Annotated in this window: 13 protein-coding genes; 8 read left to right on the top strand and 5 right to left on the bottom strand. The window is 39.5% G+C overall.

Translation table 11 applies throughout. From position 1 onward, the window contains the following. Positions 1-77 precede the first annotated feature (77 nt). From ACEXOE_RS11215 to ACEXOE_RS11230, 4 genes are read right to left on the bottom strand one after another with little or no spacing between them, the layout of a single operon-like run. Complete coding sequence (locus ACEXOE_RS11215) at positions 78-800, bottom strand: LytR/AlgR family response regulator transcription factor (RefSeq protein WP_394748877.1); 723 nt, start codon at positions 798-800, stop codon at positions 78-80. Continuing rightward, positions 787-1,947 (bottom strand): sensor histidine kinase, encoded by a 1,161-nt coding sequence (locus tag ACEXOE_RS11220; protein WP_394748878.1) that lies wholly within the window; start codon positions 1,945-1,947, stop codon positions 787-789. The genes ACEXOE_RS11215 and ACEXOE_RS11220 overlap by 14 nt, the downstream gene beginning before the upstream one ends. A 52-nt stretch (positions 1,948-1,999) precedes the next feature. Further along, positions 2,000-2,917, bottom strand: a complete 918-nt coding sequence (locus tag ACEXOE_RS11225) for a phospholipase A (RefSeq protein ID WP_394748879.1) — start codon at positions 2,915-2,917, stop codon at positions 2,000-2,002. 53 nt (positions 2,918-2,970) lie between these two features. After that, positions 2,971-3,540 carry a DUF427 domain-containing protein gene (locus ACEXOE_RS11230; RefSeq protein WP_394748880.1) on the bottom strand — a complete coding sequence of 190 codons (570 nt, stop codon included), beginning with the start codon at positions 3,538-3,540 and terminating at the stop codon, positions 2,971-2,973. Between the two features lie 135 nt (positions 3,541-3,675). On the opposite strand from ACEXOE_RS11230, the gene ACEXOE_RS11235 reads away from it, so the two are divergent. From ACEXOE_RS11235 to ACEXOE_RS11270, 8 genes are all read left to right on the top strand, one after another. Continuing rightward, positions 3,676-4,281 carry a Crp/Fnr family transcriptional regulator gene (locus ACEXOE_RS11235; protein ID WP_394748881.1) on the top strand — a complete coding sequence of 202 codons (606 nt, stop codon included), beginning with the start codon at positions 3,676-3,678 and terminating at the stop codon, positions 4,279-4,281. Positions 4,282-4,354: 73 nt separating this feature from the next. Continuing rightward, on the top strand, positions 4,355-5,728 hold the full coding sequence (locus ACEXOE_RS11240; RefSeq protein ID WP_394748882.1) for a 2OG-Fe(II) oxygenase: 1,374 nt from the start codon (positions 4,355-4,357) through the stop codon (positions 5,726-5,728). Positions 5,729-5,814: 86 nt separating this feature from the next. After that, the gene (locus tag ACEXOE_RS11245; protein WP_394748883.1) at positions 5,815-6,153 is read left to right on the top strand and encodes a PadR family transcriptional regulator; all 339 of its coding nucleotides are present in this window, start codon (positions 5,815-5,817) and stop codon (positions 6,151-6,153) included. Continuing rightward, positions 6,147-8,729 carry an ABC transporter permease gene (locus ACEXOE_RS11250; protein WP_394748884.1) on the top strand — a complete coding sequence of 861 codons (2,583 nt, stop codon included), beginning with the start codon at positions 6,147-6,149 and terminating at the stop codon, positions 8,727-8,729. Before ACEXOE_RS11245 ends, ACEXOE_RS11250 begins: the two co-directional genes overlap by 7 nt. 297 nt (positions 8,730-9,026) lie before the next feature. Continuing rightward, a complete protein-coding gene (locus ACEXOE_RS11255) occupies positions 9,027-9,578 on the top strand; it encodes an RNA polymerase sigma factor (RefSeq protein ID WP_394748885.1) in 552 nt (183 codons plus the stop codon). Then, on the top strand, positions 9,562-10,095 hold the full coding sequence (locus ACEXOE_RS11260; protein WP_394748886.1) for a hypothetical protein: 534 nt from the start codon (positions 9,562-9,564) through the stop codon (positions 10,093-10,095). Before ACEXOE_RS11255 ends, ACEXOE_RS11260 begins: the two co-directional genes overlap by 17 nt. Next, positions 10,082-11,416, top strand: coding sequence for a hypothetical protein (locus tag ACEXOE_RS11265; RefSeq protein WP_394748887.1), 1,335 nt, complete (start codon positions 10,082-10,084; stop codon positions 11,414-11,416). The genes ACEXOE_RS11260 and ACEXOE_RS11265 overlap by 14 nt, the downstream gene beginning before the upstream one ends. 82 nt (positions 11,417-11,498) lie before the next feature. Further along, a complete protein-coding gene (locus ACEXOE_RS11270) occupies positions 11,499-12,926 on the top strand; it encodes a serine hydrolase (RefSeq protein WP_394748888.1) in 1,428 nt (475 codons plus the stop codon). A 273-nt stretch (positions 12,927-13,199) separates the two neighbouring features. Here ACEXOE_RS11270 and ACEXOE_RS11275 read toward each other — a convergent pair whose 3' ends face one another. Next, on the bottom strand, positions 13,200-14,588 hold the full coding sequence (locus tag ACEXOE_RS11275; RefSeq protein WP_394748889.1) for an SH3 domain-containing C40 family peptidase: 1,389 nt from the start codon (positions 14,586-14,588) through the stop codon (positions 13,200-13,202). Positions 14,589-14,612: the final 24 nt, after the last annotated feature.

The raw sequence follows: 14,612 nt of genomic DNA on the forward strand, positions 1-14,612 counted from the left end.
AGTATTGTAAAGGCAAAAGAAAAGTACAGGAGCGCAGATAAACGCCGCTAAGCGTACACAAATCTTCTCCTTCACAATCACAGACTATTCCAATGTTTAAACTTTACGGATTGCCTGCTGGATATTTCTACCTTCTGGCCCGTGGTCAAGGTAACCTGTAGCCTGTTGTTGAAATGCGGGTGGATTTCCTGGATAAAAGTAGTGTTGATGATCTGACTTCTATTGGCCCTAAAAAAAATGGTAGCATCCAACTTTTCCTCCAGGATGTTCAAGGAGCGTTTGATCATGGCCTTCTCTTTCCCAAAATAGAGCCTGGCGTAATTTTCTATGGATTCTATAAAGTAGATTTCGGATAGGGGCACAAAATGACAGTTTTCCCCGTCTTTAATAAAGATTTTACGGTGCATAGGGAAAACTTCGATTGTTTCTTGGGTTTTTTCCGTGAGTTCTTGCTTTACTTTGCCTATAGTTTTGGCAAAGCGCTCTTCCCTTAGGGGTTTAACAAGATAATCCAAGGCGTTTAATTCAAAAGCTTTTACGGCATACTGGTCATAGGCAGTGGTAAAAACAACTTCGGGGACGGTGGTCAATTCTTCTAAGAGCTCAAAACCAGATTTTTCGGGCATATGAATGTCTAAGAAAATGATATCCGGAACTGTTCTTTGTATTAAGCTTATGGCGGCATCCACATGATCGGCTTCCCCGACAAGTTCAAATTCAGGATGTTTCTTTAAGGCACGCTTTACTTCTTCACGGGCTAAACGTTCATCATCAACAATGATGGTCTTAAATGTTTTCATAGGTTTCAAGGGGTAAAATCATGATGGCTTCTACCGTATTTTCATCCAAGGCTTTTAAATCAAAACTGGCATCGGATCGGTATTGAATGTACAATCGTTCTTTTAAATTTTTAAGCCCAACTCCATGGTGTTTTTCTCTAGACAAACTCCCTGGATTTTTTACCCGAATATGGATATGGTCCTGTTTTTTAACAATGTCGAGCATGACGATACCGCCTTTGATCAACCGATCAATACCGTGTTTGATCGCGTTTTCTACCAACAACTGAATACTTAAGGTGGGAATTTTATAGTGCTCCAAATCTTTATCCACTTGTATTTTTAGGCCGAGACGTTCTTCAAAACGCAATTTTTCCAAAGCGATATAATCCTGTACCAAGGCCAATTCGTCTTTAATGGAAATAACATCTTGATCCTTTCCATATAAAGAGGATCGTAACAAGTCTGATAATAAATCAATAGCTCTTCGGGCTATGGTGGGATTTTCCTTGATCAAGGATTTTATGGAATTCAGGGAATTGAATAGAAAATGAGGATTTAACTGGGCCGATAAATTATCCAGTTGTGTCTGTTTGATCAAAACGGACAATTGGGCGTTCTTTTGTGCTGTAGCCACTTCTTTTTGATAGTAATGATACAGGTGATAGGCCAATATCCAGGCAGACATCAACCGCAAACCTGTAATAATAATAGGATCCCAGGACATAATAGCCTTAAAAAGGGTCACCCTATCATCTACAAGGGCAGTGTAAAAGAAATACCATTTTATATTATTGATCAGCGCATAGAACACTGCGAGCACTAATACGGCGGGAATGACACGTATCAATAGTCTTTGTATGGAAAAGCTGTTCCAATTTGCCTTTAAAGCAATACTTCTATAGATGTGAGTCAATAGTATTCCAATGCCAGCATCGGACACATAATTAAGGAAGGTATAGAAAAATCCGTAATCGTCCCTGGTATATACCTTGTAGGCCCAATATAAGGAGACGGTCCCCCACCCTATCAATTGGCAGGCCCAGTATAAAGATGTTCTATTGTTTTTAATGGATTCCAAGCTGCTATTCATTCCTGCACAAAGAAAGGCATTGCCATTTAATCTAAAAAGGAAAAGTACAGGAACGCGGCATATAGGGGATACCATTGCATTATGTTGTGCTATACGTTTTCTTTCCTTCGGTCAAGGCCATCCCGAATCAACGCCAACGTATCAAGGAAAAACCAATTCCAAAAGTGGTCTGTTTATGATTATAATCAATCAAATTCTCTCCATAACCATGAAAAACTTGGGCGTGCAAGTATAAATTGTCCGCTATTTGATAGCCGTAATGGAAGCGTAGGCTTCCCCTATTATTGGTACCGGTATTCAGCGAATGCCGTAAAGCCAAGCTGATGTTGTGTTTGTTTTTGGCGAAGGCCGTCAATAATTCGGCCCTGCCCACATAATTCTCGATTCCCGGATTATTATCTTCCACAGCTCCTTCCGGAATACGGATCCAAGGATTGAACACAATGCTCCAGTTTTTGGTTTCCCAACCGGCTTGGAAAGTAACGCGATTCCAACTACGCGAAAAGGGATTGGATTTCCCATTGCTTTGATGGTTAAATCCAGCAGCGATATACACCCCATCCAAGCCAAAAACCTGATAATTCAATGGGAGGACGATGAGGGCTTCGGGTTCATAATTGGTTTCTCTAAAAGGCCTTGATATCAAGGCATTATAAACCTGCCATTTAGACAATTGGGTATAGGCCAACCAGAGGTCTATTTTCTGTTTCTTGTTTTTATTTAGGCGAAGTACACGGGTTTTAAAACTTAATTGAAATGTAATTTCCCCATTATTGAATTCCGTGGGCTCACTTACATTATTTAAGGGATTGCCACTTTGTGGACTATTGTTAATGTCATCAATATAGTTCAACGCCAACAAGTAAACCGGCTTGTAGGGTAAGATCTTAAAACTGCTGACACTATCGTTTTTAACCAGCCATCGCTCACTTAAGCTAGCGCTGTTCAGGTCCATTAATGGCGACTTCCCTTGGGCATGTAATTGAACAAAACAGCATAAACTCCATACAAGGGTTATGGGGATAAATTTAAAATATGGATTCATTTCCTAAATAGTGTGTGGTATTAGTGGTTAGTGGGATGAAATGATACCTAAGGTTACCAATGTTCACTTCCTTTTTCTCCTTTAAATGGCCCCCTAAGATCAGGGGTGATCCATCCGGCATAGAATCGCCCTGGCTGGGGAATTACCCGTATGCCCCCTACCCTACAATCCAGATATTGTGGATAAAAGGCCAAATGTTCTTTTAATTCATGAAACCCCTCAAATAACTTAGGGTATGACCACCCTATGGGGAAATCGGCCTGAGCTTTAAGGGCCCAATAGTGGGCGCTGCCCTTCCATTCGCACAAAGAAGTCTTTTTGGGTATGGGGACAAGCAAGTCCATTTGAATATCCTGCATAGGGATATAATAGGTAGGCGGACTCGCAGTTTCCAATACCGCCAGGGCATTGCTGGAATCCGCTATGATAGTATCTTCATGCATCACCTGTAGCGGTTGTTGTACTTTTTCGACCTTCGGTGGCCGTGGAAAATCCCAGACCGACCGTTGGCCTTTTTTAGGAATTTCGGCAAAAGACGGCCTTTTCTGGCCTCGATACTCCCACTTTTCACGGGCTTGTTGCAACCAATAGGCTATCTCTTCTTGTTTTTTATGTTGTTTCATATGATGAACTACCTTTTCGGAAAATTAAACAAAGCCGTACATTGGTGTTAGCCCATGATATGATCGGTCTGTTTAAAACCGTGGCAAAATAAGGCTTTTTGGAGAAGTATTCCCAACTTTAAAGTTTGTAGCTTTATGGTACGTATGGATACCACTAAAGAATATCAAAAATTGATTGCTTTTATTTCCAAATGGGTGGACCTGTCCGAAACGGATATCGATCGGCTACAATCTCAACTTTGCATGGAAACATATGCCAAAGGCGATGTCATTGTACAACAAGGACAACGATGTACTACCTTAAAATTTGTGATTTCCGGAGTATACCGGGTATATCAAATCAACGATGGGAAGGATATCACCAGCTATTTCAATTATGAATCCCGCAACCCCATCGTTGCCTCATTTGTCAGTCTGCTAAAAGAACAGCCTAGTACAGAGACTGTGGAGTGCATCCTTCCCGGAAAGTTGCTATCCATTGATTATTCCTATTGGAAATCTCTTTATGCGGTAAGTCCGCCTTTAAATACCTTTGGGCGACTCATGGCGGAATTCAATTATGTATTAGCGATGGAACGGATAGCATCCCTGCAATATCAAAAGGCTTCAAAACGGTATGCAATATTCATGAAGTTATACCCGGATCTCCTCAATAAGATCCCACATCATTATATCGCTTCTTATCTGGGCATTACCCCAGAATCCTTAAGCCGGATTCGAAAAACAGCATTTAACCCTTAAATCTTATCAAACATCAATGCAGGGGATTTCCATTTCTTGGAACTTTGAATGTTGAAATATTCAAACTTCTCCTATGCATACGATCACTAAAATAAATGGGTTGTTCCTTATTGAAATTGAGAACTTTCTATCGCATACAGAAATCAATACGCTTTTACAGCCAAGAAAACAGCAATTTAAAAAGGCTATCAGCCATTATCCAGATTATTATAGGAATAATGACCGTTTGGTGGAAGATGATCAAGAATTGGCGAACACCTTATTTCAAAAAGTAAAACAACATCAACTTCCACATGTTGAGGCGTCATTTGTTGGACTCAATAAGCGGATCAGGTTCTGTAGGTATCAAAAGAATCAATTTTTTGACAAACATCAAGATGGGGTATTCCATCAAGATGATATGCATCGTTCCCAATTTACCTTCTTGTTGTACTTGAACGATAATAGCTCTTTTGATGCTGGAGAAACACATTTTTATACCACTAAAACAAGTGAAACTCCTGTAAAGACCATACGCCCCAAGAAAGGGAAATTGGTGATTTTTGACCATCAAATATGGCACAAAGGAGCAACAGTGACCCTTGGGAATAAATACATATTGCGGTCCGATGTGATGATAAAAAGTAAGGACCTGAATACACATCATCAAGGATACATATGGAAACTTCTCAAACTCAATGAAACCGCTTTTCTGAGTTGCGGAAGAGATCGAAAAATAAAACATTGGAACGCCCAACTAGAACTTCAAAACACCTTTGAAATTCATACAAAATCGGTCCTTAAAATAGTGTCTTTTGGAAAAAATGAATATTTGTCCTGTTCCAGGGATTTTACGATCAAAAAATGGAACCTGTCAGGAGAAGTGCTTGCTGTGATCCATTTGCCCGAAATGATCTTAAATATGTTGTGCCTGCCCAACGAGCGCATTATTGCTGTAGGAACTAGTGGAAAAGTCTATGTGTTGAGTGCTGCCTTGAAAGTTATTAAGCGCATTGCGGTACATAAGGCATGGGTATGGGATGCGGCGCTATTAGATGAAGCTACCCTGATAAGTTGTTGTGAAGCGGGGAAAATACAGTTGACCCATTTATCCTCAGAGAAAAGCAGATGCATTTACGAACATGAACAACCACTATGTAGCATCAATGCCGAAAAAAAGAAGCTTATCCTTATCGGAACAAAGGATGGTACATTAATCCAATGGTGCACAAGAACCAAAACGTCAACGAAAATTAAAGTCCATGATGATATTATACGATCTATAGTCTATTATGGCAAATACATATTAAGTTGTGGGGAGGATAATAAGTTGATGTTGACCGATATGAGGTCCGGGAGAACGAAAGAACTATGGCGTTCCTGTAATTTTTTACAAGATATCATGGTGATGAACAAAGCGATATATGTGGCTGGGTATGATGGGATGATCCATAAGGTTAAAATATAAAGGGTTTCATTATTAAAACTACATTTAGGAATTTTTATTTGGTGGATCTATAAATAAAAACTACATTTAGGAAATAAATAAATCCAATGAAGAAGTACCAACTTGGAGAATTTGAGGAATTCGTCCTTTTAACGGTCGGAGTTCTCCATGGCGATGCCTACGGAGTTGCTATTAAAACCGAAATTGAAAAACGTTTGGAACGCAAGGTTTCTGTAGGTGCGCTTCAGTCGGCACTCCGACGGATGGAAGGCAAAGGTTTTCTCACTTCAGAACTCGGAGAAACCACAAAAGTAAGAGGTGGGAAACGGAAACGCTATTTTAAGATTACCGCCTTTGGAAAAGAAGCGCTAGAATTTAATATCCAAACGCGCTTAAAGTTGTGGTCGGAAATTCCAGATATTGATTTTCAATTTAAGCCATGCTAAAAAGATTGGGAATACGCCTATTGAAATGCTACTGTCACCCTGATTTTCAAGAAGATATTCTAGGAGACTTAGAGGAACACTATCAAAATAATCAAAAGGAAAAAGGCAGGCTTTATGCCAATTTTAAGTTTTTTATAGACGTTCTATTGCTATTTCGACTTTCCCTTCTCCGCACCTCATGGGGCCATCAAAACTATATACCCTTAGGAATGATCCATACCTTATTTAAAACCAGCTTTCGTGTATTTTGGAAAGAACGCCTCTATGCACTATTCAATGTACTGGGCCTTACGATTGGCCTTACCGCCAGTGCCCTGCTCCTACTCTATGTGGAATCTGAGTTATCCGTCAATGGGTTTCACAAAGATATAGGACAAATGTACCAAGTAATGGAAAACCGGACCAGTTCCGGAATAATTTATACCAATGATTTCACTCCCGGACCTCTTCATACCAGCTTTACAGATGATTTCCCTGAAGTGGAATCAATGGCCGCCTACACCCACCCCTACGACCCGTATTTTATCCTTGAGGATCACAGGCAACGGGAAAGTGGTATTTGGGCCAGTGCTGATTTTTTCAAGATTTTTCAGGTTCATTTTATTGAAGGAAATGCAAAAAGTGCTTTGAACTCACCTTCGCAAATCTATCTTTCAAAAAGTGCAAAAGAGCGCTTATTTGGGGAAGAGCCTGCCCTGTCAAAGACCATAGAAGTTGATGGTTGGGGCAATTTTGAAGTAGGCGGAGTTTTTGAGGATGTCCCCCATGAAAGCACGATTAATTTTGATTTTGTTGCCCCTTTTCTGCTCTGGAAACAGGAAAATACTTGGGTAAACGAATGGGGCAATAGTGGCATCAGTGGTATTGCCAAATTGCGTGCAGGTACGGACATCGATCAATTTAATGCTAAAATAGCGCCTTATATACAGGAGAAAATGGGAGCCGAAGAAGCTCCGGGCACCCTCTTGTTACAACCGTTTAAAGAACGCTATCTATTCACGAACTATGAGAATGGAGAATTGACCGGGGGGCGCATTCTCTATGTTCGTTTGTTTAGCGTAGTGGCCCTTTTTATTCTATTGATCGCGTCCATTAATTTTATCAATTTGGTGACGGCCCGTTCCACCAAAAGGGCCAAAGAAGTAGGGGTTAAAAAAGTAGTAGGCTCTAGTCGTAGGTATTTACTGTTGCAATTCATGACAGAATCCGTATTGTTGGCTCTTTTTTCTGCTTTGTTGGCTGGGTTCCTAGTGATGTTGACCATAGATCATTTGAATCTTCTAGTGGGCAAGAATATAAGCTTTTCCCTGTTTAATGTTGATCAATCGTATAAGTTGATGGTGATAGGGCTTATCGTAGGTCTGGTTTCGGGAATATATCCGGCTGTGGTACTTTCCAACTTTAAAACGATTAAGGTATTAAAGGGCAGCTTTAGAAGCTCCCGGAGCTCAGATGGTTTACGGAAAGGCTTGGTGGTTTTTCAATTTGTCATTTCTACCACCTTAATCATAGCCACTTTGGTGATCCAAAAACAGTTGGACTTTATGGAAAACAGGGAACTGGGGTTCAATAAAGAAAATTTGGTGATGGTTCCCTTAGAAGGTAGTTTGCGCAACAGTGATGTACAAGCACAATTAAAATCCAGATTATCAGAGAACCCGCATTTTACCAATGTAGCCTTTTCAGGGAGTTCCGCACTCACCTACGGAACGTCTACGGATGGTGGCTTTAGCTGGGCAGAAAGGGACAATGAACTTCGGACAAATTTTCAGATCATTCAAACCGATTATGATTTTCTGGAGACCTATGATATGGAACTTGTAAGAGGAAGGTCTTTTGATACCTCTTTGGTCACGGATTCATTGCATGTGATCATCAACGAACAAACCGCCAAGATCATGAATTTGGAGGAACCCATCGGCCATAGGGTGACCTTTTGGGGCCGAACCGGAGAAATTATCGGTATCGTTAAGGATTTTCATTTTCGTTCACTACACTCCCCTATTGAGCCTTTGATCATTAGTTTAAGGCCTCATAGCAATACGATACTCAGTTTAAGAATGGTGGATCAGCACCATGGGGAGAGCCTGGCTTACCTTGAGGAACTATGGAAAGAATATAACCCGGATTATCCTTTTGAATATCATTTTCTAGAGGATAATTACAAAGCACAATACCAAAGTGAAACAGTGATCGGCACTTTGGGAAATTACTTTTCCGCGATAGCCATTTTTATCTCTTTATTAGGGTTGTTTGGTTTGGCAAGTTTTGCTGCCGAGCAACGTATAAAAGAAATCGGAATCCGAAAAGTATTGGGGGCGGGCGCTTTGCATATTATGCTACAGATGGTGAAAGGTTTTCTTTTATTGGTAGGCATTGGTTTTTTGTTGGCTGTACCCATCAGTTACTTTGCCATGGACGACTGGTTGGACGCCTTTACCTATCATACCGAGATAGGGCTTTCTACCTTCTTGATGGCGGGTACGGCTTCCCTCTTGATCACAATAATGACCATTGCCTATCATGCCATACGAGCGGCACATGCCAATCCGCTGAAAAGTTTACGGTATGAATAGTGAAACATAGTAAAAAGAATAAGAAAGCCTGAAACTCCATTGGCTTATATTTCACTATCGTTTTTCCTAGAGTAACATACCTCTTGAAAATTATACATTCCATTTGATTTTTTCTTTCCCTAGATTTAAAGGGGGCACTAAACCTGTGTCATTTCTTTTCTTATGGTTTCATCCTATAGCTATATACAACCAACAGTATATTTTAATTGATTCATTAAAATTTTTTGCAACGTAGTCCTTTGTCTTTTGTCTTTCTTAATAGAAGGTGTTTTTATTTTGAAAAACTAGCGTACCCATATGCAACAAAGCCAATTAATAGAAGGATGTAAATCAAATCATAAGCGCGCTCAAATTGAACTCTACAGAAGATATCATCAAGGAATGTATAATGTGGCGATGCGCTTGTTGATGAACGCAGAAAATGCCCAAGATGTGGTTCAGGAGTCCTTTTTAAGTGCGTTTAAACATATATCCCAGTTTAAAGCAGAAGTTTCTTTTGGTGCATGGCTCAAAAAGATTGTTGTGAACAAATGTATCAACGAATTAAAAAAACGAAAATTGGAAGTGGTCGCCTTAGATGAAACCAAAGTCGATCATATGGAGCTTGAGATGGATAGCGATTGGGAGTTCGGTGAAAGTTTTGTGTTGGAAGATGTAAAAAAAGAAATGAATAAACTCAAAGATAAATACAGGTTCGTAGTAATGCTCTACTTGATAGAAGGTTATGATCATGAGGAAATTGCACAGATTTTAAACATTCCCGTGGTTACATCAAGAACACATTTAATGCGGGGCAAGGCACAATTAAGACAATTACTAAAACATAAAGGTTATGGCACAGAATCTTAAAAAACGATTTGAAAAAGACCGCTTAGTAAATCATACCCCTAGGCCAAATCATGAAGCAATTTTTATAGAAAAACTCTATGAAGAACTTCCTGTAAAAAAGAATAGCTCCTATGGCATATTAAAAATGGCCGCAGCTATAGTCGTTTTTATATCGCTGGGGGTACTGTCCCATATCTTCTTCGATCAAGACAGACAAAACACTGATCCTGATATGGTCTTGAGTACTATTTCACCGGATTTAAAGGAAATTGAAGCGTACTACGTAACCAATATCAATACTACCCTTTCAGAGATAAAAGATCGTCAAGAAAGTCGATCTATGGTAGATCGCTATATGAAGCGTTTTGCCATTTTAGAAGAAGAACATACCTCTTTGGTTGCAGAAATACGAAAGGAAGGTCCAAGTAGCATGAGCATACACGCCCTTATCAATAACTTAAAAAGACAACTTGAGTTATTACAGGATTTAAAAGTAGCAATGGAAGAATTAAAAAATAAAGATCATGAAATTATATAAAGTAGTCGTTAGTGCCTTTTTAATAATATTGGGTTATACAAGTGGTAACGCTCAGGTAGTGACCAAAACACAACAATACAAATTTGCGGTTACAGAAGATGTCGTTCTAGATGTCTGGACGAAGTACACCAATCTTGAGTTTGCCTTTACGGATGATAAAGTGGTGACCATTGAAGCTATACTGGAGATTGAAGGTTTATCGGAAAATGAGGTAGAAAATTATTTTAAAAAATGGGATTTTAAAGCGGAGCAATACGCCAATGAAGTGAGAATAGCTTCTTTGTTGCAAGAGGAATCCAATGTTGAATTAAAAAAGCGAGGATATTACAAAGGCTATTTTGTGGATACGGATAAGTTGGATGCTGGCAAGGTTGAAAACAACAATTTTAAAAAGAAAACCCTGCGTCCAAGCATAGATCAAAAGCAAAACACCTTTGATTTTGATACCTATATTGAAAAAGGGAATGCCTATCTAAAGGAATGGGAGCGGGAAAATAACGAGAAAGTCGGTAGACGCTGGTACCATAAGACCAAAGAAGAACGCATTAAATTAAAAGCCTCTAGAAGAGAAACACTTCCAGCATTGGAGAAGAAATCCACTATGATAAATCAACCTGCCCTTAAAAATAAAAACCTACTTCCAAGTGCTAATGTCCGAGCATTATCCAAACGCGCCATCATCAGCAAAACAGTAAAAGTAAAATTTCCAAGAAACGCTAAACTCCATATTAAAGCCAGACATGGAAAAATCGTCTTATCTGAGGAATTTAAGAATCTGAAAGCAGAACTTAGTCACGTATTGCTTCAAGCAAATAAGTTAAGTGGCAAGCAAACATCAATTAAAGGATCCTATTCAAATTTTGAAATCGATTATTGGGGCGATGGAGATCTCAATGTAGTATTCTCCGGATATACCTTGATAAAGAACGTGCAAAATATGGTGTTAACTTCAGATGCTTCCACTGTTTCCATTGATGATGTGACGAAAAGCATAGATGCCAGGGGAAATTTTAAAATGTTGAGCATCGATACTTCTTCGGAAATCCAAAAGGTCCACATGGATGTTGAAGACAGTAAAAAAGTGTGGTTGAAATTGCCTAAAACGGCTTACCATTTCCACTACGAGGGCATTAATTCCAAGTTGATCCATCCGGAAAAATTTACCTTAAAAACAAGTAAATCCAATCCGAGAAAACAAATCATAGAAAGCAACCGATTCTTGGAAAATGGTCCTAATGTTCATATAAAATCCCTTTCTAGTGTTATGCAAATTTATGATATCCCTTGGGAAAATCTAAAAATCAAAAGCTTACAAGAATAAACTTTTCGCCAGAGAAAACGCTAAATACCTACTGGCATCATATCACTTTTACTTTAAACAATTCATAAATCAATGTAGTTATATGAAACGAATCCCTATACTTCTATGTTTCCTTTTTTGTACGCTCTTTGGAAGTTCGCAAGAACATCCAAAAAACTACCATGAAGCCTTTGCGTTGATAGAGGTTTGGTTGGAAGCTCAAAAAGACTTTGAAAATATTCCTGGAATCACTGCCATGATCCTTCAAGATCAAGAAATAGTATGGACCGGAGCTTTTGGAAAATCACATATAGAACAAGATAAAGATATGGATACCCATACTATTTGCAGCATTTGCTCTATTACCAAGTCGTTTACAGCCGTCGCCATAATGCGACTTGTAGATGAAGGAAAGCTCCATTTAGAGGATAAGGTGAAGGACCTTCTGCCATTTTATGAAGTACATCAAAAATTCCCTAAAAACGGTGCCGTTACTGTAGGTGCCCTGTTATCACATGCTTCTGGATTACCCGGAAATACGGGTCATAGTTATTTTAGTGGACCTGATTTTACTTTCCCTTCCCCAAAAGAATTTCGCTCTGCACTAAAAGATTTGGAGACTAAAAGTGAAGTGGGAACCGATGTTGCTTATAGCAATATAGGCTATGCTTTGTTAGGTGAAATCATTGCAAAAATTTCTGGGATACCCTACGAAGAATACATTCAAAAAGAAATCTTGAATCCATTAAAGATGACAGAAACTACTATGGGAGCTGCAATACCCAATAAAGAGCATGCTATGGGATATACGGCCATAAATAGAAATGGAAAACGGGAAATGGTCAATGAATTTGACACCAAAGCGATGCAACCGGCGATGGGACTATGGACCTCCATTCATGATTTAGCGAAATATGCCAAATGGCAGTTTAGGTTGTACGATGCTTCACGCTCAGAAATTCTAAAGCCTTCTACCTTAAAAAAAATGCATCAAGTGCACGCCACGAGTAAAAATGGATATTTAAAGTGGGGCTTGGGCTTTGAAGTGATCGAGGAATCAGATGGCAATACGTGGATATCCCATGGCGGAACCTGCCCTGGTTTTGTTTCTCTATTGCAATTAAATATATCTACTAAACTTGGTTTGGCCATCCTGATCAATGGAAACAGATCCCAAACCTTTAAATATCTAAATGGAATAAAACAAATACTGGACCATGTAAAACCATTGAAGAACATGGCCGAGCATAAGCTCAACCTCAAGGAGTATACAGGCTATTATAATATGAACCCTTGGAATAGTGAAGTTTATATCTCTAGTTGGGCAGAAAACCTAGTGGTATTGCAGTTGCCCGAAAATTCACCCGGGCGCAGAATGATGTTCTACGAGCATGTAGGTGGTGATACCTTTCGTTACATCAAAGAGAATGGGGAACTAGGTGATACCTTTACTTTTGAAAGGGATCAAAAAGGAAAGGTCTATCGATATGTTGAGGGAGGAAACTATAAAAACAAAATACGGGATAAATAAGAGTTTATATCATGGCGGTGTCATACGTTCCGTGCAATACCCATTCGCCTTTATTGAAATCAGCATAAGGATTATAAATAGCATAAAAAGGGTTTTGCCTTCTAACTAAACCGTTGAAAAGCTTACGGTATGAGTAGTTTATCAAATATTTTAGGATAGGGTCAAAGACAAAAACTTTTAGTTGAACAGCGTTTTAATTCCTTCTTTTAACTTAAATGCAGATTTTACCTTTTTGGTCTTCAAAGGTTTATCTAAAATGGCAAGTGCATATCCTCAGTTTTTAAGAATGGTGGTCATGGCATATATTTCTTCAATGATGGAAAGGGGCACCTGATCATTTCCCTCACCTGCATATATAGAGGTGATCACAGCTTCCCCGATGACATGCCTACCCTTTAAACTTCCATCTTTATCTTGATGGATTCCCTCAATGGGGTATTCCTTCAGGAAATGGGCAAGTTGCTCATCGGAGTAGGACGTTTTTAATCCCCAAATGGCATGAAGGATCAGGGGGTCTCCATTGGGGGCATCCCCAACATAGAGCATATTGTGGCCCTTTTTTCGCAAAATGGTCAAAAAGGGAATCCCTTTTTCCTTGATCAACTTCACTTTCTCCTCCGTGGTTTTAGGAAACTCATAGTGATCGCCAATGGCCATTTGATCCTCGGAATCCCTGGGCAACCAAATTCTATACGTACCCAATAAATCCCGAATCATGGCAGAACAATCTCTATTCTCCAACATCCCTCCCCATCCATACGGTCTTTCGATCAAGTTGGAAACCAATTGCTTCAACGTACTTTCCTGAAATGGAAAGCTGTCAAATGCCAGCGCATCCCGGTTTATTTCTGCTTTTAAAATCGCTGCCTTTTGGTTTTTATCGGCATTGGCATAATAGACGTGTACTTTGTCCAGGCTTTTTTCAATTTCTTCATAGGGCAATAGCATTCCAATTTTAGCATTGATGGCATAATGGGAAGTGGTATTTTGAAGGTTGACCTGGTCGGACAAAGGAAAACAAAAGCTTCCCGAAGACCATTGTGCTATAAAATCGGCGTCAACCAAGGCAACATCATGCATGTTTACCCAACCTTTGTAATAAGGACTTAGCACATAACACCATTGTTTATCCCGTGAAGTATGCGCTATGAATACAGGAGTATTGGCCCACAAGCTGGTTTCCTGAAAGTAATCAAAGGGATAGCCTTCACCTGCCTTGGAATAGGTATCAAAACCAGGTCGTTTTGTGGGAATTCGCCTTAGATCCGTATGGGAAATAATGATGCCTCTTTGCTGAAAATTGGGGAAGCTTTTAACATCGGCATTAGCGACCACTTCTTCCCGTTGCCATTTCCTATGGGGTTTCTTATTCTCCCCATACCAAGCATCATCTTTCAGATAGTTGTCCAAGTAGGACATTTCTTTTCCAGGCAAACTAGCTAAGGAAGAAAGCAAGGTTTTTGAGGAGGATTCCCAAGGCACAAAGAATTTTTCGATAAAGGCATTTTTTAGGGAATCCGGAAGCTTAACCGCAGTTTCCGGATATCCGATATCCTCATAGGAATGGGTATCAATGGTAATAGGAACTTCTTTTTTAGGAACATTGGTGCAGCTATATAACCCTACACAAATACCTAATCCTAATATCAAAAACAAACGCATACCTTACTATTTTCTTCGTTTATA

This window comes from Spongiimicrobium salis, assembly GCF_043678055.1.
GTDB classification, from domain to species: Bacteria; Bacteroidota; Bacteroidia; order Flavobacteriales; family Flavobacteriaceae; genus Spongiimicrobium; species Spongiimicrobium salis.

Bases quoted from the DNA above. Each gene is read 5' to 3' on its own strand.
- ACEXOE_RS11230 (WP_394748880.1), bottom strand. From the start codon at position 3,540: ATGAAACAACATAAAAAACAAGAAGAGATAGCCTATTGGTTGCAACAA.
- ACEXOE_RS11265 (WP_394748887.1), top strand. From the start codon at position 10,082: ATGAAATTATATAAAGTAGTCGTTAGTGCCTTTTTAATAATATTGGGT.
- ACEXOE_RS11235 (WP_394748881.1), top strand. From the start codon at position 3,676: ATGGTACGTATGGATACCACTAAAGAATATCAAAAATTGATTGCTTTT.
- ACEXOE_RS11270 (WP_394748888.1), top strand. From the start codon at position 11,499: ATGAAACGAATCCCTATACTTCTATGTTTCCTTTTTTGTACGCTCTTT.
- ACEXOE_RS11225 (WP_394748879.1), bottom strand. From the start codon at position 2,917: ATGAATCCATATTTTAAATTTATCCCCATAACCCTTGTATGGAGTTTA.
- ACEXOE_RS11255 (WP_394748885.1), top strand. From the start codon at position 9,027: ATGCAACAAAGCCAATTAATAGAAGGATGTAAATCAAATCATAAGCGC.
- ACEXOE_RS11240 (WP_394748882.1), top strand. From the start codon at position 4,355: ATGCATACGATCACTAAAATAAATGGGTTGTTCCTTATTGAAATTGAG.
- ACEXOE_RS11245 (WP_394748883.1), top strand. From the start codon at position 5,815: ATGAAGAAGTACCAACTTGGAGAATTTGAGGAATTCGTCCTTTTAACG.
- ACEXOE_RS11275 (WP_394748889.1), bottom strand. From the start codon at position 14,588: ATGCGTTTGTTTTTGATATTAGGATTAGGTATTTGTGTAGGGTTATAT.
- ACEXOE_RS11250 (WP_394748884.1), top strand. From the start codon at position 6,147: ATGCTAAAAAGATTGGGAATACGCCTATTGAAATGCTACTGTCACCCT.
- ACEXOE_RS11220 (WP_394748878.1), bottom strand. From the start codon at position 1,947: ATGGTATCCCCTATATGCCGCGTTCCTGTACTTTTCCTTTTTAGATTA.
- ACEXOE_RS11215 (WP_394748877.1), bottom strand. From the start codon at position 800: ATGAAAACATTTAAGACCATCATTGTTGATGATGAACGTTTAGCCCGT.
- ACEXOE_RS11260 (WP_394748886.1), top strand. From the start codon at position 9,562: ATGGCACAGAATCTTAAAAAACGATTTGAAAAAGACCGCTTAGTAAAT.